This window comes from Mycobacterium cajalii (assembly GCF_045809005.2).
In the GTDB taxonomy this organism is placed as follows: Bacteria; Actinomycetota; Actinomycetes; order Mycobacteriales; family Mycobacteriaceae; genus Mycobacterium.
Window position 1 is genome coordinate 3,926,009 of the sequence record NZ_CM141436.1, and the last position, 25,401, is coordinate 3,951,409.

Sequence of the window (25,401 nt, forward strand, 5' to 3'; positions counted from 1 at the left end):
CGATACCCCACAGCATTACGTCCCACAATCATCTATACATTACACTATATTAGCCCTATCGCTGGGCCGACATCGCACGAGGAGGAGCCGGTGGCCGCGCTTACCGACGACGACCGGATCGAGTTCCGGCTCTGGGTTCGCGATGGCCTGCAGCGACTGGCTCCGCTGACCCGTACCCGCAGGCTTGCCGAGTCGGGGCAACGTGCCGACCCTGACCTGGTCGGAAGCCTGGCGGAGCTGGGCATCTTCGGATTCGCAGTTCCAGAACAGTACGGCGGCGCTGATGTCGGGGCGTCGGGGTTGGCCGCGTTCCTGATCGAAGCGGGGCGCTGCCTGTTGCCCGTGCCGTATCTGAGCAGTGCCGTGCTCGCGCCCGCCGCGATCCGATGGGCCCGGACCGAGGCACAGTTCGCCGAGTTGCTGGCCGGCATCGCCGAGGGCGCGGCACGGGTGGCACTGACAGTAGGCCCGCTCGATGACACCTCGCCGCGGGTCACTCGTGAGGGCGACGTGTGGCGGCTGACCGGGGATGACCCAGCAGTTCTCGAGGCTGATACCGCCGACTGGTTCATCGTTGCCGCCCACACCGACGCCGGTGTCGGACTCTTCATCGTTGACCGCACCGACGCCGGGGTTGAGGTCACCAATCTTGACTCCCTGGATGTGACCCGGCCGGTGGCCGCCGTGAGCTGGCGACAGGCTTTCGCCGTTCCGATGGGGCCGATGGGCAATCCCGTCCCGGCGGGACCGGTGCTGACCCAGCTGCAAGACCTCACGCGTCTGGCCGTGGCGGCCGACGCCGTCGGTGGCGCCCAGCACCTGCTCGACATATCGGTCGACCATGCCAAGACTCGGATCCAGTTCGGTCGTCCGATCGGTGCGTTCCAGGCCATCAAGCACCGCTGCGCCGATCTGTTCGTGGCGGTGCAGGCCGCCACCGCGGCCGTGGAAGCGGCCTTCGAGGGGCTCGATCAGCCACGATCGCCGGTGCCGGCAGCCGTCGCCGCGATCACCGCGCTCGAGACGTACTGGCAGGCGGCGCGCACCGCCATGCAGATACACGGCGGCCTCGCCCTGACCGCGGAACACGAGATACAGCTCTACCTGAAACGGGCCACCGCGTCCCAACACCTGTTGGGCAACCCCGACCAGGAGCTCGCCCACCTGACCGATCTGGTACTCGCCGCAGACTACGACGTGGTGCGAAGACTCATCGGATGAGTGCCCCGCGGGCGCTGGACCGACCTGCACGGCCGACAGCCATGACCGATCAACGCAATTCGACGAAAGGCGTTCCGTGCGCACAATAGAAGGTCCCGACGAACTGCGGTCCCTGGTGGGCCAGGAGCTCGGCGTGAGCGAGTGGTTGGCCGTCGATCAAGACCGGATCAACCTGTTCGCCGACGCCACCGACGACCACCAGTGGATCCACGTCGATCCGGCGAGGGCAGCCGAAGGGCCGTTCGGCACAACGATCGCTCACGGCTACCTCACTTTGGCGTTGCTTCCCCCGTTGATGAACAACATTTTCGAGGTGACCAACAAACGGATGGGCGTGAACTACGGCCTCAACAAAGTGCGATTCCCAGCCCCGCTGCCCGTTGATTCCCTGGTGCGCGTTCGGCTCGGCATCGCCGCTGTCGAGGACGTGCCCGACGGTGTTCAGGTCGTGTGGCTGGCCACCGTGGAACGTCGGGGTGGTGACAAACCGGTCTGTGTAGCAGAGTCGATCACCCGCTTGTACTTCTGAGTGCTTCCGCACTACCGACATCGAAGCCATCAAGGAGGAAATTCATGTCAAACTCGGTGCGACTCGCTGACCGAGTCGCGGTAGTCACCGGCGCCGGTCAAGGGTTGGGCCGCGCGATCGCGATCCGTTACGCGGCCGAGGGTGCCCGGGCGGCCGTGGTCGACATCAACGAGTCGAGTGCACAAAGCGTGGCCGACGAGATCACCGCCAGCGGCGGGACGGCGATCGCCGTCGCCTGCGATGTGTCGCAGCGCTCCGCCGTCAACGACGCGGCGGCGCGCATCGCCGGCGAGCTGGGAACGATCACGGTGCTGGTCAGCAACGCGGGGGTGACACGGCCGGCGATGTTGTGGAAGATGACCGACGAGCAGTGGTCCACGGTGCTCGACATCCACCTCAACGGTTCGTTCTACTGGCTGCAGGCCGTCGTGCCGGGAATGCAGGAAGCCAAGAAGGGCCACATCATCTTCACGACCTCCTCGGCGGGCATCAACGGGACAATCGGGCAGATCAACTATGCCGCGGCCAAAGCCGCACTGCTGGGCATGACGCGGTCGGCCGCCCGCGAGCTCGCCGCCTACAACATCGTCGTCAACGCGGTGGCTCCCGCGGCAGCGACCCCGATGACCGAGAATCTGCGAAGCAACGAGAAACTGAATGACAATTACCTGCAACGGATTCCGTTGAAGCGGTGGGCCGATCCCGAAGAGATCGCCAGCACCTACGTTTTCCTCGCCTCCGACGAGACCGATTACATGACCGGTCAGGTGCTGGCGATCGATGGCGGCCTGGTGATGGTCCGGTGAGCGGGCGATGAGGCTGGAAGCGACCGACCTCAGCGCCGAGGAACTACGGCTTCGCGACGAAGTCCGCGCCTTTCTGGCGCAGCGACTCCCCCCGGGCAGCTACGACATCGGCCTCGGCTTCGCCGCCGCCAGCGACCCGGCATTCTCGCGTGACCTGGGTTCGCGGGGATGGCTGGGCATGGCCCTGCCCCGCGGGTACGGCGGCGGTGGGCGCACCGCCGTCGAACGGCTCATCGTGGTCGAGGAGTTACTCGCGGTGGGAGCACCCGTCGGCTGGCACTGGGTCGCCGACCGCCAGTCGGGACCCAACATCGCCGCCAACGGCACCGAGGAGCAGAAGCGCCACTTCCTGCCGCGCATCGCCAGCGGTGAATTCTCCTTCGCGATCGGGATGAGCGAACCCGACGCGGGATCGGATCTGGCTTCGGTGCGCACAAAAGCCGTCCAGGTCGACGGTGGGTGGATGCTCAACGGAACGAAGATCTGGACCTCGGGCGCTGCGGAGGCCACCCATCTGTTGGGATTGTTCCGCACATCCGAGGACCGCTACCGCGGGCTGACCCAGCTCATCGTCGATCGCAACGCCGAGGGCCTGACCGCCTCGCCGATCCCGTTCATCGATGGGACCCGCCACTTCTGTGAGGTGTCCTTCGAGGACGTGTTCGTCGCCGATTCGATGCGACTGGGCGAAGTGGGCGCTGGCTGGGGCCAGAACACCGCCGAGCTGGTGCTGGAACGCGGCGGGGTCGACCGGTGGATGTCGGTGATGCCGGTGCTGCAGCACTGGTCGGCGAATCTGTCCGGGGCGGTGCCCGGGTGGGCGCAGGCCGAATTGGGTTCGGTTACCGCACGCTGCTGGGGATTTCACGGATTGTCGCTGTCGATCGCACGGGCAGTGGACCGTGGCGAATCCCCGACGGTGGAGGCTGCCCTGGCCAAGGAGATGGCCACCCGATTCGAGCAGGAATGCATCGAGATCGTGCTGCGGCATTTCGGGCGCACACCCGAACTGACGTCCTCCGACCCGTACGAGTCGCTGCTCGCCAGGGCCGTCCTCACCGGGCCGGCGTTCACCATCCGGGGCGGCACCACCGAGATCCTGCGCAACATCATTGCGAAAGCGTTGGTCAAACCATGAGCCAAACCGTCCACCGTGATTCCGACCTCGTTGGGATGGTCCGGGATTATTTCTCCAAGAGCTTCACCCCCGAGGTCATCGCCGACGTCGAACGTGACGGTCCCTCACCGCAGCTTTGGCGCTCCGTCGACGAACTCGGTTTGCCCCTCGTCGGCATCGACGAGGACAGCGGCGGCTCCGGGGGCTCACTGCTGGACCTGCTCGCGGTGATGGAGGGCGCCGGCCGCTATGCGGTGCCGCTGCCGTTGGCCGAAACCAGTCTTGCTGCCTGGCTATTGGCGCGGGCGGGGGCCGAGGTGCCTGCCGGACCGCTTGCCGTCGTGCCCGATCCGGGTGAACTCGCCCTTGCCGGCGGGCGACTGACAGGAACAGCAGCCCACGTTCCCTGGGTGCGTGGCGCCACCCGCATCGTGGCGGTGGTGCCCGATGAATCGGCCCGGGTACAGGTAGTCTTGATCAACCCCGAGCACCTCGATGTCACCGCGGGAGCCGACCTGGCCGGGATGCCGCGCGACACGATCCGGGCCCTCGACGTCGCGGTCGACTGCTACCCCGCCGAGATGGGTGTCGACGATGTCCTGCTGCGCGGGGCACTGCTGCGCGCAGCACAGACGGCCGGTGCGATCACTGCGGTGTTCGAACTGACCAAAACCTACGTTGGGCAGCGGGTCCAGTTCGGCAAACCGATCGGTATGTTCCAAGCCGTCCAGGCACACATCGTGGAACTCGCCCAGGCGTCGGCGCTGACAGCACTGTCTGTCGACCGGGCCGGGGCCGCCGCCCTGCGGGGGCCGGCATCGTTTGAGATCGTCGCGACGAAGTCGCTGGCCAACCGCCATGCCGGTCTGGTGACAAGGGCCGCCCACCAGGCGCACGGCGCGATCGGGATGACGCAGGAGTACTCCCTACAACTGTTCTCGCGGCGCCTGCACACCTGGCGTGGTGACTTCGGCGACGAGACGACGCTGAACCTGCGCCTTGGCGAGGCCATAACTGAACGGGGCGGATTGACCTCTGCCGTGACATCCGCCGGTTCCACGATCGGAGTTTGACATGACCCGCAACATCACTGTAAGTACCGACGACTATGTCGCGGTGATCGAGATCAACCGGCCTCCGGCCAACTATTTCGACCGTCAGCTCATCTGCGAGATCGTCGATGCGACAGACGAACTGCACGCCCATGGCACGCGCGCGATCGTCCTGTGCTCAGAGGGCAAGCATTTCTGCGCCGGGGCCAACTTCGCCGACGGCGAGATGGAGGGCGATCGGTCCCGTTCTTCGGGGCTGCTCTACCGCGAGGCGATTCGGTTGTTCGACGCGAAGGTGCCGATCATCGCGGCGGTGCAGGGCTCCGCCGTCGGCGGAGGCTTGGGGTTGGCCTGCGCAGCCGACTTCAGGGTGGCCACCCCATCGAGCCGGTTCCACGCCAACTTCTCGATGTTGGGCTTCCACCAGGGTTTCGGGCTCTCCGAGACGTTGCCCGCCATCGTGGGCGCCCAACACGCGATGGACCTGCTCTACACCAGTCGACGCATCGATGGTCAGCATGCCTTCGAGATCGGACTGGTCGATCGGCTGGTGCCCGACGCGGAGCTGCGGACCGAAGCGCTGAACTGGGCAGCCGAGATCGCGGCGGCTGCTCCCCTTGCCGTGCAGTCGATCCGGGAAACGCTGCGGACCCCACTGGCGAACCGTGTTCGCGTGGTGCTGGAGCGTGAGCTCGATCAACAGCAGAAGCTGTGGGCCACCAATGACAGCAAGATCGGCATCGCCGCCAACCTGGCCCGCGAAAAAGCGGTATTCACCGGTCAGTAGCCGGCGGCGCGTACCGGCGCCGGTCACAGCATCTCGAACGCCGCATCCACCTCATCGCCATCCAAAAATGCGCTGCCGACGACTTCGGTGAGCGCTTGGTGACCACCGAGAAGTGCGTCCAACGCGGCGGCGCGCTCGACGTATCGGTGAATGTCGCTTTCCCTGGTCAGGCCTATCGCACCGAATACCTGCACCGCGTGGCGCATCAGCACCGCTTGCGCGTGCCCGGCGCGGATCTTGGCGATCAGCGCCGCCCACACCTCTGCGTTGCTTCCCGCGACCGTGTAGGCGTTGTCGAGCACCGCTCGGGCACCGACCATGGCTACGTAGGCCTCCGAAAGCCGGTGGCGGACAGCCTGAAAGGAGCCGATCGGACGTCCGAACTGGACCCGGGCCGCGGCGTGCGAGGCAACCAGGTTAAGTGCGGTGTCACAAACCCCGAGGATCTCGGCCGCCAGGGCGCGCCGTCCGGCCGCCACCGCGCGATCCCACTGCGCTGCCGCGCAGACGGCCTCGACGTCCTTCGCCACGACAGCGGTCACGATCCGCCAGCCGCTGTCGAAGTCGAAGCCCCCCAGGGGCTCGGCCGACACGCGCAAGTCGGCGGCCGTCAGCGCAATGAGTCCCACTGCTCCACCGGGCAGCGTCGCGGCGAGCACGGCCTCATCGACGTCGGTGAGCGACCCGAGGCTCAGCCCGACGATCGGCTCGTCGCAGCGCAGCGCCACCGATCCCTCCGGTGGATGCGGATAAATTACCGCCCGGCGCCGGCCGGTCGGCAATACCTCGGACAGCTCTGCCAGCATGACGTCGTCCAACGCGCGCGAGGATGCCAGTGCCCGACCGTGTTCGGTGAAAAGCAGCGTGACAGCGGTGGCGGGATCCTCGGCCAGAACCTCGGCCCAGCCCAGCTCGGCGAGCAGCGGCGCGATGTCCTGGGCCCCGGTCCGCTTTTCGAAGAGCTCACGCAGCGAAGCGGCGATCTCCTCGCGGGTCGCGGTGTCGAATCCCGATGTCTGTACGGCGCTCACGTGGTTCGTTCCTTGGGCAGGTTCAACACTCGGTCGGCGATGATGCCGCGTTGCACTTCGGCGGACCCGCCCATGATCGTCGAGGCCCGGCTGTACCACCAGTCGTCCCGCCATCGCGCCGCCAGTGGACCCTCGCCGAAGAGGAATTCGCCGGGCAACAGGTCGCGGGCGGCGTCGTGCAGGCCGGTCTCGACCGTGGCCAGCAGGATCTTGTCCACGCTGGCCTCCGGACCTACGGTGTCCCCGGCGGCCAGCCGGCGCACCGTGTTGGCGCTGCGCGCTTTGAGCGTGGCGATGTCGGTGTAGCACTCGCCGAGCTGGCGCACGCCGCCATCGGGCAGTTCGTCGACAGCGTCACGCAACTCTCGTAGCTTGCGACCAGCGACAGTGGCACTCAACCAGGCATACATCACCCGTTCGAACTGCAACAGAAACATCGCGACCTGCCAGCCTTGTCCCTCATCGCCCAGCAATCGAGATGCGGGCACTTCGACGTCGTCGAAGAACACCTCGGACAGTTCGTTTTGTCCACTGGCCATCGCGATCGGACGGATCTCGACACCGGGAGTGTCGGTATCGACCATCACCATCGTCAGCCCGCGGTGCCGGCTCTCCAACGACCCGGTCCGCACCAGGCAGACCAGACGCCGGGCGGTGGCCCCATGGCTGGTCCAGATCTTCTGGCCGGACAGCACATAATGATCACCCTGCCGGCGGGCCCGGCACCGCAGACCGGCCAGATCGCTACCGGCGTCGGGCTCAGAGAACGACTGGGCCCACCATTCCTGCCCGGCGAGATAGGCGGGCATAAACTGCGTGCCCAGCGCCGGCGCGAACCGCAGGACCGCCGGCCCTAGCGTCTCCAGCAGCATCTGCTGCTCGGGTACATCCACACCCGCCGCGCTCAGTTCGTCATACAGCACGGCGCGATGCCGCTCGTCGCCGCCGAAGCCACCCGCATCGACGGGCCAGCCGTACCGATTCCATCCACCCTCGAAGAGCTGCGCCATCAGCGCCGCATGCTCGGCCATGTGCGTCTCGGTCGAGGAGTAGCAAGAGTTGCGCCACCGTTGCAGAAGCGGATCCTGCCCAACGTACTCACGCACGGCGCGCCGGTAAGCCGGTACGTCAGCGGTCAGATCCGGCCGTCTTGCGACGCTGCTCGAGGTCACTATCACGACTTCGCTTCCGGCGCCCTGGCCGCGGACCGTTCCAGGAAGCGTTTGACCAACGCCTGGTGCTCGACGGTCTCGAACGAGTCGTACTCCTCGGACAGTGCGTACTCCAGCACCCCGGCAACCGCGCGCTTGATGTGCATGTTCAGTGCCCTCTTGGTGCTCTGCACCGCTTGCGGAGGCAGTTTGGCGATCCGTTGCGCCACGGCCAGCGCCTGATCGAGCAGGTCCGCGTCGGGCACCACCCGGTTGGCCAGCCCCAGCGCCACGGCTTGTTCGGCCGGGATGCGCTCACTGGTGAGCAGGTACTCTTTGGCCCGCAGCATGCTCATCAGCAGCGGCCAGGTCGGGGCGCCGCCGTCGGCGGCGGTGAGACCGACGCTCACGTGCGGGTCGGCCATGTAGGCGCTCTCGGCGATCAGCACCACATCGCTGAGCACGGCGAGGTTGCAACCCAGGCCTACAGCGGGACCGTTGACCGCGGCCACGACGGGCAGCGGGAAGTCGACCATCTCGGTCAACAGCCGCCGGGCACCCTCGATCTCACGACGGCGCCGGGGCCGATCGTCCCAGAGTTCGACGAAGTGCGCGAAGTCGCCGCCTGCGCTGAACGCCCGACCGGCTCCGGTCAACACCACCGCACGCGCTTCCTCGTCGGCGGCGAGGTGGCGCCATACCGACTGCAGCGCGATGTGCAGGGGTTCGTTGGTCGCGTTCAACGCTTCCGGGCGGTTGAGGGTGACCACGCGAATTGCGTCGCGCTCCTCGATCAGCAACTCGGGCTCGAATGGATTGTGCATGTACTCCCCACTTATGGCGCGGTCTGCGACCGGCACGAGCGCCTGCCGGCACGGCCTAAGGGCATCCTAGACCGCTACCTGACGACATTGTCAAGTATGCGCTTCATACCGTGGCAGACCCACACATATCACTGCAATCTATGCAGTTCAGAGCTTCATAATCGATAGTCGACATTATTGTCAACTCTTCGCACCGCCGTACCTTCTCCGACCCGCCTTCCGGGGCGGAGACCGGCGCTGCGGCGGCCGGAACAGCGCGGGTCCGAGGCTGCCGGGCCCGCCGAACACGACGACACTCATGGAATATTCCTCGATTCGTCGGACGCTTGAGAGCTGTCCGTGCATACCCCCGTGCCGCGACCGCGCACTCGCCGCAAGGGGCCCCGTGGATCATCCCGAGATACGGACTAGTTGGCTGCCCTGATGAACGATCGTGATCAACTCGCCCTCGGCGGTCGTGTCCCTCCGGCGGTGTAAAAGAGTTCGGACGTAGGTTCCCTCGAAGACCGGCAAGTCTGACGAAAGGAACCTACGTCCGTGTCGAAGAGGTTATCGCCTGCGCAGCGGTTGCAGGAAGAAATTGATGGGGTGTTCGCCGGCGGCGAGGATCTGGCGGGTGCAATTGAGGAGGTGGCCCGGCTGGGCGCGCAGTTGCTGCTGCAGACCGCGATCGAGGCCGAGGTGAGCGCGTTTTTGGGCCGGGACCGCTACCAGCGGGCCGCGGCAGCCGAGGATGCACGTGCGGGGATGCGCAACGGCTATTGCCCGACCACGGTGAAGACCACGGCGGGGCCGGTGACGCTGGAGCGGCCTAAGGTGCGTGGCACCACTGAGCGGTTCGCTTCCCAGCTGTTCGGCACGGGGGTGACCAAGACCAACGCGCTGGAGTCGCTGGTGATCGCCGGGTTCGTGCGCGGACTGTCGACCCGCGATGTGGAGGCCACCTTGGTCGAGGCGCTGGGTGAGGCTGCGGCGGTATCGAAGTCGACGGTGTCGCGGATCTGCGAGGACATCCGCGACCAGTTCGAGGCCTGGAGCAGGCGGCGGCTCGACGACATCGAGCTCGATTACCTGTTCCTCGACGGCAGCCACTTCAAGTACCACGCCAATGCCTCGGCCGAGCCGGTGTTGGCCGCCTGGGGCATCGACACCGACGGCAAACCGGTGTTCGTCGGGCTCGATGCGGCCGCCAGCGAGTCCGGCGATGCCTGGGAGGGTTTCTTGACCGGGCTCGGCGAGCGTGGCCTGGCGTGTCCGCTGCTGGTGATCAGCGACGGCGCACCCGGGCTGATCGGCGCGGTCGAGCGCACCATGGGCGCAGCGCTGCGGCAACGCTGCCTGATCCATCGCGCCCGCAATATCTTGGCCAAGGTGCCCAAGAACGCCCAGGCCGACGTCAAGGCCGATTACTGGGCGATCTTCGACCTGCCCGACAACATCGAACCCGGCCTGGATGCGGTCAAACTCGCCCAGAGCCGCATCGACACGTTCGCCAAGCGCTGGCGCGACTCCTACCCGGCGGCGGTGCGCTGTCTGCTCGATGACCGCGAATCGCTGACGGTCTACCTGCGATTTCCGCGCGAGCACTGGACACGGGTGCGGCACTCCAATTTCATCGAGCGCACCTTCGGCGAGACCCGCCGCCGCGTCAAGGTGATCGGCCGGCTGCCCGGCGAACACTCCTGCCTGAAACTGCTGTGGGCCGTACTCGACCGCGCCTCGGCCGGATGGCGCGGGTTCACTATGACCCCGGCCGGGTTACGGCTCCTGCAAGATCTGCGTCGCATGCTGCACGACCCGCTAACCCAACTGCCACAAAAGAATTCGGGAAATCACACCGAAACCGGCGCGGCGCCGACCGAGCTTGTCAGCGCCACCGCATAGAATCATGAACGCAAGCGAGCGGAGCCTACGTCAGGCCACTTTTACACCGCTCCTGGGACGCCACCCCCTCGGCAATCCGATCCAAGTACCGCGCTGCATGGGATCGAAAATGACTCAGATTCACTATGGCCGGGTGCGGTGGCGATACGACCGGCTGTTCGGCGCCCTTGGCGGGCGCTGCTTTTGGCACCGCCTCGATTCTGGCCACGATCCGACCGCGGCGCTTCACATGTAAGGTGTCGCCGGCGGCCGCTTGCCGAAGGTAGGCACACGTAGCACCGCGCAGCTGGCCGATCCCTATCGTGTACTCCATAACCATCTCCCACGGTGACCCGACGGTGTTGAGTCGACTAATAACTAAATATATTGCTATATAGCACGGCGGCGAGGCAACCCGCCGTTTACCCCACGGTGATCTGCGCAGCCGCCGAAAGTAGCGGGCTATCGAGGAAGTCCTGGGCGCTGGCGGACACGAAGTTGCGCGTTGGTGATCGGTCTGAAGTCCTTCTCACACTTCGTCGTGGTCGAGGCCGACCAATATGGTCAACCGGCGCTAACCTAATGACAAGGCACGCAGGTTCTGCCGCAGAATCTTTCGCTGGTCGGTGTCGGAGAATCCGGTCAGCTCCGCGGCATACTCCTGTGGATCGGCGAAGCCTTCCGGATGCGGGTAATCCGAGCCGTAGATGATCCGATCCACGCCGATGCAGTCCACGACGGGCTGCAGCTGGTCCTCGTAGAATGGCATCACCCAGACACGGTCACGCAGGGTGTCCGTTGGATCCCGGAATCCGAAGGCCTGCGGCATCTTTCCGTAGGCGATGCGCATCTTGCGGAACAGTTCGGGGACCCAACCGGCGCCGAGTTCGACCGCGGCGACCTTGAGTTTGGGGTGCCGATCGAAAACACCGTGGCTGATCAACGCCGCCAAGGTGTCATAGATCGGGCGGTCGGTGTGCACACCCATAATCTCTCCGAGCGCCGAGGACTTCTGGCCCTCCATCCGGCCGCCCTCGCCCCAGCGTTCGACCAGGTCACCGTAGCCGGTGTCGGCGGCGTGGAAGGCAACCACCGCACCGGATTCGGCGATCTTGGCCCAGACGCGATCGTAGATCGGGTCGCCGATCGAGCGACGGAGTCCCGGTAAGCGTACCGGCGCGGGCCGCATGGCGATCAACCGGCAGCCCGCCTCGAGCAGCAGGTCCAGTTCCGACTCGGCCGCCACCGGATCGATGAAGGACAGGACACCGGCGAAGTGCACTCGATCGTCGATGTTGAAGGTCCATTCCTGGGCCGCCCATCGATTGATCGCCCGAGCACACCCGGCGAGCGCTTCCGGAGTCTCCCAAAGCATCTCCTCCAACCCCAACGCCAAGGTCGGCAGCATCCACACGAAGTCCACGCCCTGCTGTTCGAGCACGCGCAATCGCGGTTCCCGGTACCGGAAGGCCGGATCGAAAGGCTGTAACGGTCCGCAGATCTCCTTGAGCGAGCGGCCCTGCGGGTTGTTACCGCGGAAATAGTCGACCATCGAGCCCGGTCGCGCGACGGGGTCGTAGGTCGGATTGGGCACCAGGCGGTAAAGCCGCTCGTTGAGCATCAGTGTCGTTCGCCCGTTGATCTGGATCAGCTGGAAGTTGTGCCGAAACGCCGGGTCCAGATACTCGGCGATCATTTCGGCGCTCTCATACACGTGTTGGTCGGCGTCGCTGATGGCGTAGTCGAGTCGCTGTTGCGTCGACAATGTCGCGGTCTCACTCATGGACCTTGACTATAGTGTCAAGTGCACGGATCGCCGAGGGTCGAAAGTCCTCTAAACGCAGGGACACTGTCCTACGCAGGGGTATGACGCTGTACTAGAAGGCAACTCGAAGTCCGGCTGGTCTCCCGGTCGCTGACCAGAACCGCACACGGGTAGAGTGATATCAGGGATGTCTTCGGCGCATTTGACGCTTATGTCAACGTGTGATGCGGCGGAACGCCGCTGATGCGGTGGCGATGATGCGGCCGCGGGCGGCTTCGTCAATCATGGTGGCCTCGACACCGAACCGCGGCCCGTGCGGGTTGACTACAACGGCGCTGGCCACAAACGGGCCGGTGTAACCGGCCCGGACAAACATCACCGTGTAGTTCTCCACCTGCAGGTCCGTAGTGCCCAGGACCCGTTGGAGTTGGTCGGTCATCGCGGCTTCCAACGCGATGTTGATGGGTCCCTGGTGCAGCGCCGAGTGCGGCGTGGCGATCTCAGGTGTCACCTTCGGGATTTCCAGCGTGCCGTCGGCGCGCTTGCTGATGCCGAACACCTCGCGCAACGGCGGCAGATCCGGGGTGTCGGCCAGATCATCGATCGGGTTGTCCACCGGGTAGAAGCCAGGCGGAACATCACCCAGGCTCACCCCACTGCCCGTCGAGATCGCGATGACCCGGCTGTGGTCTGCGGCGTCGACGACGCGGGCGCGGCTGAAGCCCATGGTGCGACCCACGCTGATCACGTCGCGAATCACCTCCAGGCGCGCGACGTCGTGGGCGGGATCGAGGATGTCGTAGCTCATCGTCACCGGTGCGGGCACGCATTCGTCGTCGCGCCACCAGGGTTCGGGCGCCAGGATCGTCAACGGGCTCGCCGTGATGCCGCCCGATGAATTGCGCATATCGTGGCGCAGCGGCATTGCTTCCTTGTCGACGCCGGCATCCAGGTGCGGCGTCGTCTTGCCAAGATAGGTATAGCTTTTCAGTGCCCGCCAGGACTTCTCGAAGTGCTTCCAGTGTTCTTCGGGCGTTACGGTCCTGATGTCGCCGTATGAATCGTTACCCACCTAACCTCCTTGTACTGGGAGCAAGGGCCGCCGAGGAGGTCACAGACCCAGGTCGCGGCCGATCAGGTCCTTCATGATCTCAGTGGTGCCGCCGAAGATGGTCATGATGCGGGTGTCGACGTAGTCGCGCGCCACCCGGTACTCGTTCATATAGCCGTAGCCGCCGTGCAGCTGGACACAGGCGTCGACGACCTTCTTGGCCAGCTCAGTGCACCACCACTTGGCTTTGGCGGCTTCCACCGCCGTCAACTCGTTGTCCAGCACTGCGGTCAGGCACCGATCGATGTACTGCTCGGCGATCTCCAGCTCGGTGTCGAGCTCAGCCATCACGAAGCGGTTGTGTTGGAAGCTGCCGATCGGCTGTCCAAATGCCTTGCGGTCCTTGGCGTACTGCAGGGTCTGTCGCCAGGTCTCGCGTGCGCCCGCGACCGCGGAGATCGCGATCGACAGTCGCTCGGAGGGCAGGTTGTGCATCAAGTGGTAGAACCCTCGACCTACCTGGCCGAGCACATTGGCCGACGGCACCCGAACGTTCTCGAAGTGCAATTCGGAGGTGTCTTGTGAGGGCAGGCCCATCTTGTCCAGCTTGCGCCCCCGGGTGAAGCCCTCCATGTCACGATCCACTACGAGCAGTGTGAATCCCTTGTGACCGGCGGCGGGATCGGTGCGCGTGACGACCACGACGAGATCGCAGTTGATGCCGGAGGAGATGAACGTCTTGGAGCCGTTGAGGATCCAGTCGTCGCCGTCCCGCACCGCAGAAGTGCGGATGCCGGCCAGATCACTGCCGGCGCCGGGCTCGGTCATCGCGATCGCCACGATGGTTTCCCCACTGATGATCCCCGGCAGCCACCGCTTCTTCTGCTCATCATTGGTCAATGTGCTGAAGTAGGGGCCCACGACATCGTTCTGCAGGCTCAGCGCGGGGACGACGTTGCCCCACTTCGCGAACTCCTCATTGATGACGGCGTTGAACCGGAAGTCATCCGAACCACCACCCCCATACTCCTCGGGCATATTGAATCCGATCAGGCCGTACTTAGCCGCCGCGACGTAGGCCGAACGGTCGACGATGCGCTCGCGTTCCCACTTCTCGGCATGCGGTGCAACCTCACGCTCGATGAACTGCCGCGCGGTCTCCCGCAGCTGTTCGTGCTCGGCCTCGAACACCAAACGCCTCATCCTCACACCCACTTTCTCGCAAGGCCGCCACCGCGACGGCCCAGCCCGGCAACATCTTGTCGCTGACCCGGCAATCCGATATATGGTTATCTGATTATCGTAGGGTACATCTGGTGCACGGACTCGCCGGGGCGCCGGATCGTCAAACCCCGGTGCGACCAAGGGGGACCAGCTGGACTCGTTATCGGGTCACTGAGGGAAGCACGTGGAAACCAACGCCTCGATCCATCCATGCACGGCCGGAACCTCTATCCCGTGTCTGGCCACCGATCCTGGAAGTTCCCGCCTTACTCACCGGAGAGGCTGCGCTCGACGACGGCGAAGCGACCGGGTTGTGTTATCTGTTCGTGCTGGCTGAGCTGGACACCGTCACCTCGGCAATGGCATCGGCCCTAATCGCTCTGGCTCGCGATCTCCACCTGCGCCGACGACTCGTCGCCGATCCTGAGGACGTGCAAGTGTTCGTCGAGGAGATTGTCCAGCCGGAGCCGCCAGCGCCCGTCGTTCCACGGGTCACCACGGCCGAGGTCACGATCGGCGGTGTCACACTGCCCGAACATAGCCAGGTACGCCTGTGCCTCGGCGCGTTCAACCGGGGCGGACCCGACGAGATCTCGACCGATGCCGTGGTGATGGATGGCAGGGTTCACCGGCACTGGGGATTCCGTGGCGGTCCGCACCGTTGCCTGGGTTCCTACCTGGCGCGACTCGAACTGAGCCTGATCATCACGGAATGGCTCAGGCGGGTTGCGGGGTTCCACGTCGCAGACGGATTCGCCCCACCGCATTTCGTGCGCAGACGTTTGCACTGGCCGAGCCGCCCTTTGTGTTGGGTCGGTCGCGATGCGCTTATCGTGCCGAGCCTGCGAGTTGCATTGAGCGCCGGCTGAAGTGACCAGGAACGACCAATCAGCGGAAGTCGGAACCTCCGTCGACGTTGAGGTCGGCGCCGGTGGTGTAGGTGTTGCGTCGTGAGCCCAGCATCGTGATCATCGGCGCGATCTCTTCAGGCAGGCCTGCCCTGCCCAATTGACCCAGCGCATCACCGAACATGTCCTGCAGAACGTGGGCGACATCGACGGCGTCGTCGGGATCCAGCCCGCGTGCCGTCATCTCTTGGCCGAGGTAGTCGCGAATCTGCGCGGTCAGAAAGCTTCCCGGCGATACCGTGTTGACCAAGATGCCCTCTTTCGCCAGCGTCTGGGAAAGATTCTTGGTCAGGCTGGTGAGTGCGGCCTTACCGGCGGTGTAAGCGATCAGCTTTGGTGATTGGCGTTGCACCGAGTGCGCCGAGACGTTGACGATTCGCGCCCACTCGGCCTTGCGTAACAGTGGCAGCGCGGCGCGGCAGGTGCGTATCGCCCCCATAGCCATCAGATCGATGGCCTCATCCCACTTGGCGTCATCGAGCTCGTCGAACTCACCGACGATCGTGGCGCCCGGACCAACGGTATTGACCAGCACATTGAGATAGCCCCAGCGAGAGCCGATCTGGTCGAACGCGGCGTCGACGCTACCGGGTTGGGACAAGTCCGTGGGGACGCCGAGGGCGTCGGGGCTGCCGGCAGCGCGCAATGCCGCCACCGTCTCGTTGAGGGCATCGCGGGTCCTTGACAGCACCGCAACGCGGGCGCCGTCGTGCGCATAGCACTCCGCGGTCGCGCGGCCCATCCCGGCGGTGCCCCCGGTCACTACGACGGCAGCGTCCTGCAGTCCGAGATCCATGATCTGATTATCCTCATTGTTGGAGTTCGCAACGATAACGAGCGCTGGGCAGGGCGCGGCGCAGTACCTTGCCCGCCGGTGATCGAGGGAGCTCGGGGATCTGCACCCACTCGTCTGGGACTTTGAAGCCCATGGTTCTCGCCCGGGTCCAGACCCGGACCTCGTCGAAGTCAACCTCGTCGCCGACGACGTAGGCCCGGATCCGTTGACCGAGCCGCTCGTCAGGAACGCCGACGATGGCAACCTCGTGCACGCTCGGGTGACCGGTGATGAGGGCCTCGACTTCGGTGGGGTCGACGTTCTCGCCGCCGCGGACGATGCGGTCCCCGGCGCGCCCGACCAGGCGCAGCCGGCCCGTGGCGTCGAGGGTGCCGAGGTCTCCAGTGCGCAGCCACGCACCGTCCACCGCTCCGAACAGGTGAGCGGCGCGGGCGACCACCTCTTCCCCGTCCAGCCGCAGCTCGACCCCCGGAAGCGGGACGCCGACCGTGTCCAGCCCACTACACGCCCGGTGGGCGTCATCGTCGAGCCAGGTCAGCGGACTGCCCTCGGTTTGGCCGTAAAGCTGGATCAGCCGAACCCCGGGCAGCGCCTCGATGACGCGCCGAACCAAGGCGGGAGCCATGGGGGCGGCGCCGTACTGGATGACCTGCAGCGGTGCCTCCGTAAGCGCACCGCGCTCCAGGAGGTCGTGGAGCATCGTGGGCACGAGGATCGTGTGCGTTGCCCCCAGCGCGGCGAGCTCATCCCAGTGCGCGGCTGCCCCGCCGGGTAGCGGGGCGACCGCGGAGCCGGCGCCGAGCCCCACCAGGAGCTGGCCCAGGCCGGCGATGTGGTGCAGGGGTGATCCCGCTGTGACGATCGAGGCCGGGGTCAGGCCCAGGATCCCCGCGAGCAGTCTGATGCGAGCGACGAGCTCGCGGTGACGTCCGGGCACTCGCTTGGGGATGCCGGTTGTCCCGGACGTGTGCAATACCAGGGCGACGTCGGTCTCCGTTGGGATGGGCAGCGGCGTGGTTGACCGCGGGAACGACGGAAGCAGCACCGGTCGGCATCCAGCACTGCGCACGAGGTCGGCCGACGGTCCCTCGCCCACCACGACCAACGGTGTCAGTCCCGGGTCCAGCAGGGGTAGCAGGTCGGCGGATCCGGAACGAGGGTTCAACGGCGCCACCGGCAGTCCCAGCGCGGCGCCCGCCACGGTCAGGGCGAGCACGTCGGGGCCCGAGGGGACGAGCAGCGGGATGTGCAGCGCGCCTTCGGCGGGCTGTCCAGCAAGCCAGTCCGCAGCTCCCGCGGCGCGCTCGAGCAGTTCGCCCGTACTCCAGCGCACGTGGGGGGTGACCACCGCCAGAGACGTCCGGGGTCTCGCCCGAAGCAGGGTGAGCAGGGTTTCCACCACGGACGTACAACCTCGCTTCGGCAGGCCCCAGGGGCGGATCGCGAATACACAATACGGTAGATAGTTAGATAATTGTACGTAAAGCTTGGCCAGCCGTCGCACCGCTTCGACGCGAGGCGTGCCCAAGGGAATGACCAGCTTCCAGCTACCGTGCCATTCTTGATTCAGCGTCACTCGATAACACGAAGCTCTTTAAATGACCCGGACGACTCATCGGCCGAAGTGGGTTGCGCGCAGGTCGGCCTTGCGGACCTTGCCCAGTGAGGTACGGGGCAGTGACTCCACGATCACGAGCCGTTCGGGGGTCTTCTGCCTGGCCAGACCCGAGGCGGCGAAGTGGCGGCGCACCTCCTCGAGATCCAGGTGTGCTCCGGGTTGCAGCACCACGACTGCGCCGACCACGTCGCCGTAGTGAGGGTCGGGGGCCGCCACCGCCACGCCTTCCCGCACCGCCGGGTGGGCGTTGAGCACTTCCTCGACCTGGCCGGACGAAATCGTCTCGCCCGCGCGGATTATCACGTCTTTGATCCGATCGGTGATGTTCAGTCGGCCGTCGGCGTCGAGGTGACCGAGATCGCCGGTCCGAAACCAGCCGTCGGGGGTGAACGCGGCCGCGTTGAGCGCCGGATCGTGATACCCGATGAATTGGTCGGGGCCGGCCACCACGACTTCGCCGTCCCGGCCGGTCGGCACCGGTGTGCCGTCGGGACCCAGGATCCGCACCGAGGAGCCGCGCATCGGTGTGCCGTCGGTGCCCAGTCGTGCGGCGTCGGGCTCCTCGGGGTGCCCAGCGGTGACCGTCGGGTGTTCGGTGAGCCCGTAACAGCGGAAGGTGGTGATTCCGGCGGCGGCGGCGCGTCGTCCCTGCTCGTCGGTGACCGTCGCGGCACCGACCAGAAACTCGCGCAGGCTCGCCAGTTTCTCCGCGGTGTCGCCGAGCGCCAGCAGGCCCTCCAGGTGAAAGGGGGTTCCCGCGGTCGAGGTCACCCGGTGGCGTACCACGATGTCGGCGGCCCGGGCCGGATCCCAGCCGTCGACGAACACCGCGCGGGAACCCGACATCAGCGGCTGCAGCAGTGAGCCGACGCCGGCGATGTGGCCCGGCGGGAACGACACCAACTGAACGTCACCGGGTCGGCCGGCGATGAGGTCGGTCACGGTGGCCTGCTCGGCCAGCAGCGAGTTATGGCTGTGCCGAACCCCTTTGGGCGCTGACGTCGTCCCCGAGGTGTAGAGCAGCAGACAGACGTCGTCGGCCGATGGTGACGGCTCGGCGTAGTCGCCCGACGGTGCCGTCAGTGTGGGCCAACCCAGATAGCCCCGGCCGGATTCCGCGTCGACGAGCACGATGTGAGCGGCGGTGCGTGCGTAGTTCTCGAGGCGGTCCAGGTTCGACGTCGACCGAAACGCCGCCGCCGTGATCAGCACCTTGGCGGCGCTTTGGGCCAGGATGAAGCCGACCTCGTGCGGGCCGTAGATGTGGATGATCGGCACCAGCACGGCCCCGCACAGCAGTACCGCCTCGTAGGCGATGGCGCACTCGAGGCGGCTGGTCAGCTGGACCGCCACCGCGTCGCCGGGCGCCACGCCCAACCGCTGCAACCCCGCCGCCACACCCAGTGCCTGGCGGTGGATCTCGGCGACGGTGGACGTGGTCTCGGCGTGCTCGGTGACGAACACCACCGAGCTCTGGCCGTGCCGGGCCGCGCCGTCGCGCAATGCGTCGATGCAGGTGCGCGTCGAGTACCAACCCTGGCGGTACCACTTGTCCCGCAGCGGTGCGTAGTCGAAGCCGGCCGACGGAGTGGTGTCGCTGACCATGCGAGCAGGCCCGTCCTCAGCGACCGGCGGGCCGTTCGGAGTACCTGGTGACAAGCTCGTGCTTGTAAAGCTTTCCGGTGTCCGAACGAGGCAGCTGCGCCTCGAAGGAGATCGACCGCGGACACTTGAAGTGCGCCAGGCGTTCTCGCAGCCAAGCCAGGAGTTCTTCGGCGAACTCGTCGGTGGTGTCGGTGGCATCGACGGTTTGCACGACGGCTTTCACCGACTGACCCATCGACTCATCGAGGATGCCAAACACCGCGGCGTCGAGCACCCGCGGGTGGGTGATCAGCATGTCCTCGGCTTCCTGCGGGTAGATGTTCACGCCGCCGGAGATGATCATGTGGTGACGCCGGTCGGTCAGGTAGAGGTAGCCGTCGTCATCGAGGTAACCGACATCACCGACGGTCACCCATCCGTGGGCGTCGCGCGCTGCTGCGGTCTTCGCGTCGTCATTGAGATAGGTGAACGGATACCCGCCCTCGTAGTAGATCTCACCGGCCTGGCCCGGCGGAAGTTCATTGCCGTTCTCGTCGAGGATGTGTGGGGCGCCGACCATCGGCTTGCCCACCGACCCGGGGTGAGCCAACCAGTCTTGCGCCCGGGTGAACGACGCGCCGACTGCCTCCGAAGAGACATAGTACTCATCGACGATCGGCCCCCACCACTGGATCATCTGGTGCTTGATGGCCACCGGGCACGGCGCAGCGGCGTGGACCACGCGCTGCAGGCTGGAGACGTCATACGAATTGCGCACGGAATCAGGGAGTCTGAGCATCCGGACGAACATCGTGGGAACGAACTGGCCGTGTGTGACGCGGTAACGCTGGATGGCGTCCAGGGCCTGTTCGGCATCGAACTTCTCCATAACCACAGTGGTGCCGCCCAGCGCCTGCACCGACATCGACCAGAACGACGGGGCGGTGTGATACAGCGGTGCCGGGCTCAAATACACCGACTCGTCGTTGATGCCGACCGCGTTCAGCAATGGCGTCAAGATGTTGGGGGCCTCGGCCGGAGGTAGGTGCAGCAGTTCGCGCCGGATTCCTTTGGGCCGTCCGGTGGTTCCCGACGAGTACTGCAGCAGGTCGCCTTCCCGCTCGTCGGCGATCGGGGTGTCGGGCTGGTCGGCAACGCAGTCGGGATAGCGCTGCCAGCCCTCGAGCTGGTCGTCGGCCAGGATCTTCAGCTCTGGCAGACCGCTGCGGAGGTGTTGGGCCAGTTCGTCACATACCTGCCGGAGCGCTCGCGAGCCGATGACCGCGGTTGCGCCGCTATCGGCGATGATGTAGGCGGCTTCCGCCGCGGTCAGATGGGTGTTGATCAGTGCGTAGTACAGACCGGCGCGCCGCGCCGCCCACATCACCGCATGCAGGTGCTGGTTGTTCTCCATGAGCACCGCGACGGTGTCGCCCTCGCGCAGGCCCGCCTGGCGGAAATAATGAGCCAGCCGGTTGGCCCGAGCCTCGAGTTCGGCAAAGCTGAGCCGGATCCCGGATGGATGCAGAACCAATGCCGTCTTGTTGGAATCGATCCAGTCACGAATCTGCATGCGCTCGGCTCAGTTGTCGTGGCCGTGGTGACCGGCCTCGGCTGGACGCACCGGCCGGAACAACGGAATCCACACCCGGCTCTCGTCATCGCCGGTTCCCGCCGGCCATTCTTCGAAGAACACCTCGACCTCAAGATCGACGTGGACGTCTTGGACCGCGATGTCCACGACATTGGTGATCAACCGGACATCGGGCTCGTCGGCGAGTTCGACGATCGCGACGACGTAGGGCGGTTCGAAGCCGGGAATCCAGGGCTGACGGTTGATGGTGTAGGCGGCCACCGTGGCGCGCCCGGAGACTTTCTCCGGGGCGACGTCGAAGCTTCGGCAGCGCCAGCAGACCGGGGCGGGCGGGTGGTAGAAGTGTCCGCAGCCGTGGCAGCGGAAGATCAGCAGCTCGCCATTGCGTCCGCCGGTCCAAAACGGGGTCGATTCGGCTGTGGGCGTTGGGGCCAAACGCAATTGGGGCCGCTGATACCGCGAGCCGACGGTCGCGGCGTCAGCCACCCTGACTCCGCGTGGTAAGCATGTGGTCAAACATTATCTGTGGACCTCCGGTTGATCGGCGTGGTGAAGGTGCGGTGTCACACCGTGGTGAAGTAGACGACGATTCCCAGCAGGATGATGCCGAGCAGGCAGCCGCCGACGAGAAGGATTGTCTCCCTGAATAGTTCACGTCGCGAGGACGGGGGCAGATAGGTCATGGTTCCTCGTTTGGCAGCATCGGGGTGTGGTCAGGGGATATAGATGCTGTCGTTGCCGGTGATGATCCGCATCAGCACCAGCGGCGCGACGAGCATGATGAAGAAGCTGACCTGGAACACGACGAACCAGGACCCGAAACGGGCGAGCTCGAACTTCCAGCGCGGGATGGTCACCTCGTAGTCGAGCAAGTCATCGTATTCCAGCTGATTACTGGGGCGCTGAGCGGCCGGCGCCAACGTCGCGGTAGCGGTCTGCGCGGAGCTGACCGCCACGTGACCCGTGTCGGTCTGCGCCGGTGTGGGTTTGGGCCGGGTGAAACGCTCGAGGCGAAAGAAGCGCTCGAAGTGATTGAGCCCGCGCACCGGTGGCTTGCCGGCCCAGTAGGCGATCAGATTGGGCCAGAAGCACATCAGGCCGATGGTCCACAGCAGCGTGATCTGCCCGCCGTTGGCGAATCGGAGTACCGGCCCCATCCCGGGGTCATAGGTCCACCATCCCATTGCCGCGGCGATGCCTTCGACGAAGAAGTCCCACGCATAGTTGACCGGGATGGCAAGCACGAGAATTGCTTTGAGCATGCTCCAGCGGAACTTCCTGGCCAGCAAACCGCCGAGCCACAGCACCGCCAACGCGTGCACGGTCCAATACATCGCGTAGGCGAAGGGCATGAATAGCGGATCGTGGGGCGTTTTCAACGGAAGCCAGTCCAGCAGGTGGTGGGTCCGGAACGTGGGGCTGTACACCAGTTCCTGACCCCAGTCGCCGATCGTCTCCATCCAGTACACCAGCGTGCTGTTGATCAGGAACAGAAATCCCCAGGTGAGCCGACGCCGGCGGACGGAATCGACCACGGCCAAGACGATGATCACACCGCCGAGGACGGGCATCACCCAATTGAAGAACCACGTGCCCGCCGGGGCTACGAGCGCTGGCGGCGTCGGAGTTTCGGCTAAGAGCACACAACCTCCCGCCTTCGCTCCATCACGGTCCAGATAGCTAACTTAGTTGACGTTATCAGCAGCGCCGCCGGTGAGGAAGCGTCAGACTGTCACGTCGACGCTCGCCCAGCCACCGCCGCGCGCGGAGCGCTGCGCCGCGTCGATCACCGCGAGGCTGAGGAAGCCGTCGGCGAAGCTCGGCGCGGCACTTGGTTGCCCGTCGAACGCGGGTCGCCAGTCCTGCAGCATCAGCGCCATGGCGCGGGCGGCGTGGCCAGCCAGGCCCGCAGGCAGGTTCTCGGGGTGCTCTGGCGCGCGGTCGACGACCTGCAGCGTGCTAAGCCCGGGCTCCCCCACCTGGCCGCACTGGTAGATCGCCGAGCGCAGCGTGCCGTCACCGACGATCGTGCCGTCGGCTCCAAACAATTCGAGCCGGCAGTGGTCGGCGTGCACCCCCATCACCGAGACGCTGAGGACCGCGGTCATCCCGGACTCCATCCGCATCAGCAGCGCCGCGGTGTCGTCGGCGGTGATGGGCAACCGCTGACCGTCCGGCAGCGTGCGCTCCGGTTCGCTGGTATGAACCTCGGCGCACACCGACACCGGGCGGCCGGCCAGGTTGCACAGAAAGTCGATGTCGTGCACCAGCATTCCGGCGAGATACCCGCCGCCGGAGTCGCGGTCATACATCCAGTGGGCCTGCGGCGGGTGGCTGGGATGCCAGTACGAGGCGCTACGGCTGACCCTGGCGAAGTACTGCTTGCCGAGATACCCCGACCCGACCATATCGGACAGAGTCAGCCAGTCCGGATTCCAGCGGTTCTCGAAGCAGCACGCGGTGGGACGGCCCGAGGCCTCGGCGGCGCGCACCATCTCTCTGGCCGCCTGCAAGTCGGCGGCCAGCGGCTTTTCGCACAGGACGGCCTTGCCGGCAGTGAGGGCAGCCAGTGTCATCTCGTGGTGGCGCACCGTGGGGGTGGCAACCGAGATGACGTCGAGGTCGCCGCGGGCGACGAAGTCACGCCAGTCGGTGGAGGTGTCGGCGATGCCCAGCTTGGCCGCAGCACGCTCCAACCGTTCCGGCGTGCGTGCACACAGTGCCACCGGGTCGAATCCGGCTGCAGCCCGGAAGCCGGGCACCTGCACATGCGCGCCCCAGCCGACACCGATCACGCCCACCCGCAATGTCATCGAATCCCGTCCTTGGGGTCGAAAGGCATGGACTCCGCGGCTACCCGGACAGAGCCGCCTCCCGCACCGGCACCCGGGGGAAGTTGAGCATCCGGCGGGCGTTCTCCTCGACGATCAGCGAGCATTCGTCGTCGGGGACATCGGCCAGTACCTCGGTCAGGCGTTTACGCGAGTTGGGCCAGGTGGAGTCGCTGTGCGGGAAGTCGACCTCCACGGTGATGCGGTCGATGCCGATCTCGTGTCGGTTCTTCACCCCGTTTTCGTCGTCGATGAAGCAGCCCCAGAAGTGCTTGCGGAACAATTCCGACGGGCGGGCGTCGAAGTCGATCGGCTGGTAGTAGCGGTGGCGCTCCCACACGTAGTCGGTGCGTTCCAGGATGTAGGGGATCCAGCCGATGCCGCCTTCGGCCAGTGAGAACTGCAGGTCCGGAAACTGCTGCAGCTTGCCCGAGAACAGCAGGTCCACGGTGGTCCACATCAGATTGGTGGCGAACAAAGCGATGGCGACCGCAAACGGTGCATCCGGCCGCGCCGCCAGCATATCGTTCCCGGGCTTCATCGAGGAGAACGAGAACCCGGGGACATAGGCGCCCGACCCGAAGTGCAGTGAAACCGGCATCTGTGCATCCGAGCAGACCTGCCAGAGCCCGTCCCAGTGCGCGGAGTGGAACGATGGCAGGCCCAGTGGCACCGGGCTGTCGGGGAAGGACACCGTGCGCGCACCCTTGGCGGCCACTCGCTTCGCCTCGGCGACCGAGGCGGCGGCATCCCACACCGGCAGGATCGCCAGCGGGATGAAGCGGTCCGGGGCCGTCGCACACCATTCGTCGATGTAGAAGTCATTCCAGGCCTGCACACACAGCAGGGCCAACTCCTTGTCCTGTCCGCGGAAGAAGGTACCGCCGGCGAACCCGGGGAACGACGGGAAGCACAACGCAGCCTGCACGCCGTCGAGATCCATGTCGGCGATCCGCGCCACTGGGTCATAGCAGCCCGGGATCATGTCCTCGTAGCGGACCGGATCGGTCCCCCACTCCTCCATCGGCTTGCCCGCCACCGCGTTGAGCCCGATGGTCGGGAACACTTGACCGTCGTAGGACCACAGGTGCTGGCCGCTCTGCTCGATGATGCGCGGGCCGGCCTCCCGGTACTTCTGCGGCAACCGGTCCTGCCACACTCGCGGGTGCTCGATGAGGTGGTCGTCGACCGACACGATCTGGTGGTGGTCTTGTAGGGGCATCGGTGCCTCCGAATTCTGACGCGTCATCTTGATTTCTGACGGTTCATCTCACACCGTATAGGATGCAGACCACACCCGTAAAGAGCGGAGAGGCAGAAAATGTCCGGGATCCACGAAACGTCGCCGCCTGCCGGCGGCGCCCGCGAAAAGATCGACGAGACCGACCACGACCTGCTCACGTTCACCGAGGCTGGCGAACGACTGCGACTGGAGATCGCGGCAACCGCCGAACGCGTGGCGCAGCTGCAGCACCTCGATGACCAAGACGCGCTGGCCACCGCGACGGCCCGGCTGACCACCTTGCAGGCGGCGGCGAAGCGCAATGCCGCCAACCCGATCAACGATGCCAACTTCGAGTCGTTCTTCGGCTACCCCGGCAAGGCCAAGCGCACCGCGGCGCCACCGGCCGATGCCTGAATCCCCCATC

General features: G+C 65.8%; 24 protein-coding genes. 9 read left to right on the forward strand and 15 right to left on the reverse strand.

Translation table 11 applies throughout. The features are described from left to right. Positions 1–90: 90 nt before the first annotated feature. The 6 genes from ACJ512_RS18665 to ACJ512_RS18690 all read left to right on the forward strand — a co-directional run bounded on the left by ACJ512_RS18665 (position 91) and on the right by ACJ512_RS18690 (position 5,512). A complete protein-coding gene (locus tag ACJ512_RS18665; RefSeq protein WP_407689259.1) occupies positions 91–1,221 on the forward strand; it encodes an acyl-CoA dehydrogenase family protein in 1,131 nt (376 codons plus the stop codon). Between the two features lie 76 nt (positions 1,222–1,297). Continuing rightward, positions 1,298–1,750, forward strand: coding sequence for a MaoC family dehydratase (locus ACJ512_RS18670; RefSeq protein ID WP_407689260.1), 453 nt, complete (start codon positions 1,298–1,300; stop codon positions 1,748–1,750). Positions 1,751–1,794: 44 nt separating this feature from the next. Then, positions 1,795–2,556 (forward strand): SDR family NAD(P)-dependent oxidoreductase, encoded by a 762-nt coding sequence (locus ACJ512_RS18675; protein ID WP_407689261.1) that lies wholly within the window; start codon positions 1,795–1,797, stop codon positions 2,554–2,556. Between the two features lie 7 nt (positions 2,557–2,563). After that, positions 2,564–3,694 (forward strand): acyl-CoA dehydrogenase family protein, encoded by a 1,131-nt coding sequence (locus ACJ512_RS18680; protein ID WP_407689262.1) that lies wholly within the window; start codon positions 2,564–2,566, stop codon positions 3,692–3,694. 35 nt (positions 3,695–3,729) lie between these two features. Next, complete coding sequence (locus tag ACJ512_RS18685; RefSeq protein ID WP_461480141.1) at positions 3,730–4,746, forward strand: acyl-CoA dehydrogenase family protein; 1,017 nt, start codon at positions 3,730–3,732, stop codon at positions 4,744–4,746. A gap of 1 nt (position 4,747) precedes the next feature. Beyond that, positions 4,748–5,512 carry an enoyl-CoA hydratase/isomerase family protein gene (locus ACJ512_RS18690; protein ID WP_407689264.1) on the forward strand — a complete coding sequence of 255 codons (765 nt, stop codon included), beginning with the start codon at positions 4,748–4,750 and terminating at the stop codon, positions 5,510–5,512. Between the two features lie 23 nt (positions 5,513–5,535). Here ACJ512_RS18690 and ACJ512_RS18695 read toward each other — a convergent pair whose 3' ends face one another. The 3 genes from ACJ512_RS18695 to ACJ512_RS18705 all read right to left on the reverse strand — a co-directional run bounded on the left by ACJ512_RS18695 (position 5,536) and on the right by ACJ512_RS18705 (position 8,518). Beyond that, positions 5,536–6,543 (reverse strand): acyl-CoA dehydrogenase family protein, encoded by a 1,008-nt coding sequence (locus ACJ512_RS18695; RefSeq protein WP_407689265.1) that lies wholly within the window; start codon positions 6,541–6,543, stop codon positions 5,536–5,538. Next, positions 6,540–7,649 carry an acyl-CoA dehydrogenase family protein gene (locus tag ACJ512_RS18700; protein ID WP_407689266.1) on the reverse strand — a complete coding sequence of 370 codons (1,110 nt, stop codon included), beginning with the start codon at positions 7,647–7,649 and terminating at the stop codon, positions 6,540–6,542. The genes ACJ512_RS18695 and ACJ512_RS18700 overlap by 4 nt, the downstream gene beginning before the upstream one ends. A 68-nt stretch (positions 7,650–7,717) precedes the next feature. Then, positions 7,718–8,518 (reverse strand): enoyl-CoA hydratase/isomerase family protein, encoded by an 801-nt coding sequence (locus ACJ512_RS18705; RefSeq protein ID WP_407689267.1) that lies wholly within the window; start codon positions 8,516–8,518, stop codon positions 7,718–7,720. A gap of 537 nt (positions 8,519–9,055) precedes the next feature. Between ACJ512_RS18705 and ACJ512_RS18710 the strand changes: the two genes are divergently transcribed. Beyond that, entirely contained in the window at positions 9,056–10,402 is a 1,347-nt protein-coding gene (locus ACJ512_RS18710) for an IS256 family transposase (RefSeq protein ID WP_461479786.1), read from the forward strand. 553 nt (positions 10,403–10,955) lie between these two features. Here the strand turns inward: ACJ512_RS18710 and ACJ512_RS18715 are convergent. The 3 genes from ACJ512_RS18715 to ACJ512_RS18725 all read right to left on the reverse strand — a co-directional run bounded on the left by ACJ512_RS18715 (position 10,956) and on the right by ACJ512_RS18725 (position 14,400). Further along, a complete protein-coding gene (locus ACJ512_RS18715; RefSeq protein WP_407687047.1) occupies positions 10,956–12,164 on the reverse strand; it encodes an amidohydrolase family protein in 1,209 nt (402 codons plus the stop codon). A gap of 196 nt (positions 12,165–12,360) precedes the next feature. Next, the gene (locus ACJ512_RS18720; protein ID WP_407687048.1) at positions 12,361–13,218 is read right to left on the reverse strand and encodes a hypothetical protein; all 858 of its coding nucleotides are present in this window, start codon (positions 13,216–13,218) and stop codon (positions 12,361–12,363) included. Positions 13,219–13,257: 39 nt separating this feature from the next. Continuing rightward, positions 13,258–14,400 (reverse strand): acyl-CoA dehydrogenase family protein, encoded by a 1,143-nt coding sequence (locus ACJ512_RS18725; protein ID WP_407687049.1) that lies wholly within the window; start codon positions 14,398–14,400, stop codon positions 13,258–13,260. 347 nt (positions 14,401–14,747) lie between these two features. Between ACJ512_RS18725 and ACJ512_RS18730 the strand changes: the two genes are divergently transcribed. After that, the gene (locus tag ACJ512_RS18730; protein WP_407687050.1) at positions 14,748–15,290 is read left to right on the forward strand and encodes a cytochrome P450 family protein; all 543 of its coding nucleotides are present in this window, start codon (positions 14,748–14,750) and stop codon (positions 15,288–15,290) included. Positions 15,291–15,309: 19 nt separating this feature from the next. Here the strand turns inward: ACJ512_RS18730 and ACJ512_RS18735 are convergent, their stop codons facing one another. The 9 genes from ACJ512_RS18735 to ACJ512_RS18775 all read right to left on the reverse strand — a co-directional run bounded on the left by ACJ512_RS18735 (position 15,310) and on the right by ACJ512_RS18775 (position 24,974). Then, positions 15,310–16,125: an SDR family NAD(P)-dependent oxidoreductase gene (locus ACJ512_RS18735; RefSeq protein ID WP_407687051.1), complete on the reverse strand. Its 816-nt coding sequence runs from the start codon at positions 16,123–16,125 to the stop codon at positions 15,310–15,312. A 13-nt stretch (positions 16,126–16,138) separates the two neighbouring features. Next, positions 16,139–17,527, reverse strand: a complete 1,389-nt coding sequence (locus ACJ512_RS18740; RefSeq protein ID WP_407687052.1) for a class I adenylate-forming enzyme family protein — start codon at positions 17,525–17,527, stop codon at positions 16,139–16,141. A 210-nt stretch (positions 17,528–17,737) separates the two neighbouring features. After that, a complete protein-coding gene (locus tag ACJ512_RS18745) occupies positions 17,738–19,348 on the reverse strand; it encodes a class I adenylate-forming enzyme family protein (RefSeq protein WP_407687053.1) in 1,611 nt (536 codons plus the stop codon). Between the two features lie 16 nt (positions 19,349–19,364). Beyond that, a complete protein-coding gene (gene fadD4 / locus ACJ512_RS18750; protein ID WP_407687054.1) occupies positions 19,365–20,900 on the reverse strand; it encodes a fatty-acid--CoA ligase FadD4 in 1,536 nt (511 codons plus the stop codon). 9 nt (positions 20,901–20,909) lie between these two features. Then, positions 20,910–21,407, reverse strand: coding sequence for a Zn-ribbon domain-containing OB-fold protein (locus ACJ512_RS18755; protein WP_407687055.1), 498 nt, complete (start codon positions 21,405–21,407; stop codon positions 20,910–20,912). 77 nt (positions 21,408–21,484) lie between these two features. Beyond that, complete coding sequence (locus tag ACJ512_RS18760; RefSeq protein ID WP_461479794.1) at positions 21,485–21,604, reverse strand: DUF7156 family protein; 120 nt, start codon at positions 21,602–21,604, stop codon at positions 21,485–21,487. 30 nt (positions 21,605–21,634) lie between these two features. After that, entirely contained in the window at positions 21,635–22,492 is an 858-nt protein-coding gene (locus ACJ512_RS18765; RefSeq protein WP_407687056.1) for a hypothetical protein, read from the reverse strand. 153 nt (positions 22,493–22,645) lie between these two features. Then, positions 22,646–23,734, reverse strand: a complete 1,089-nt coding sequence (locus ACJ512_RS18770; protein WP_407687057.1) for a Gfo/Idh/MocA family protein — start codon at positions 23,732–23,734, stop codon at positions 22,646–22,648. Positions 23,735–23,774: 40 nt separating this feature from the next. Continuing rightward, positions 23,775–24,974: an amidohydrolase family protein gene (locus tag ACJ512_RS18775; RefSeq protein ID WP_407687058.1), complete on the reverse strand. Its 1,200-nt coding sequence runs from the start codon at positions 24,972–24,974 to the stop codon at positions 23,775–23,777. A gap of 99 nt (positions 24,975–25,073) precedes the next feature. On the opposite strand from ACJ512_RS18775, the gene ACJ512_RS18780 reads away from it, so the two are divergent. Beyond that, on the forward strand, positions 25,074–25,391 hold the full coding sequence (locus ACJ512_RS18780) for an acyl-CoA synthetase (RefSeq protein ID WP_407687059.1): 318 nt from the start codon (positions 25,074–25,076) through the stop codon (positions 25,389–25,391). Positions 25,392–25,401 lie beyond the last annotated feature (10 nt).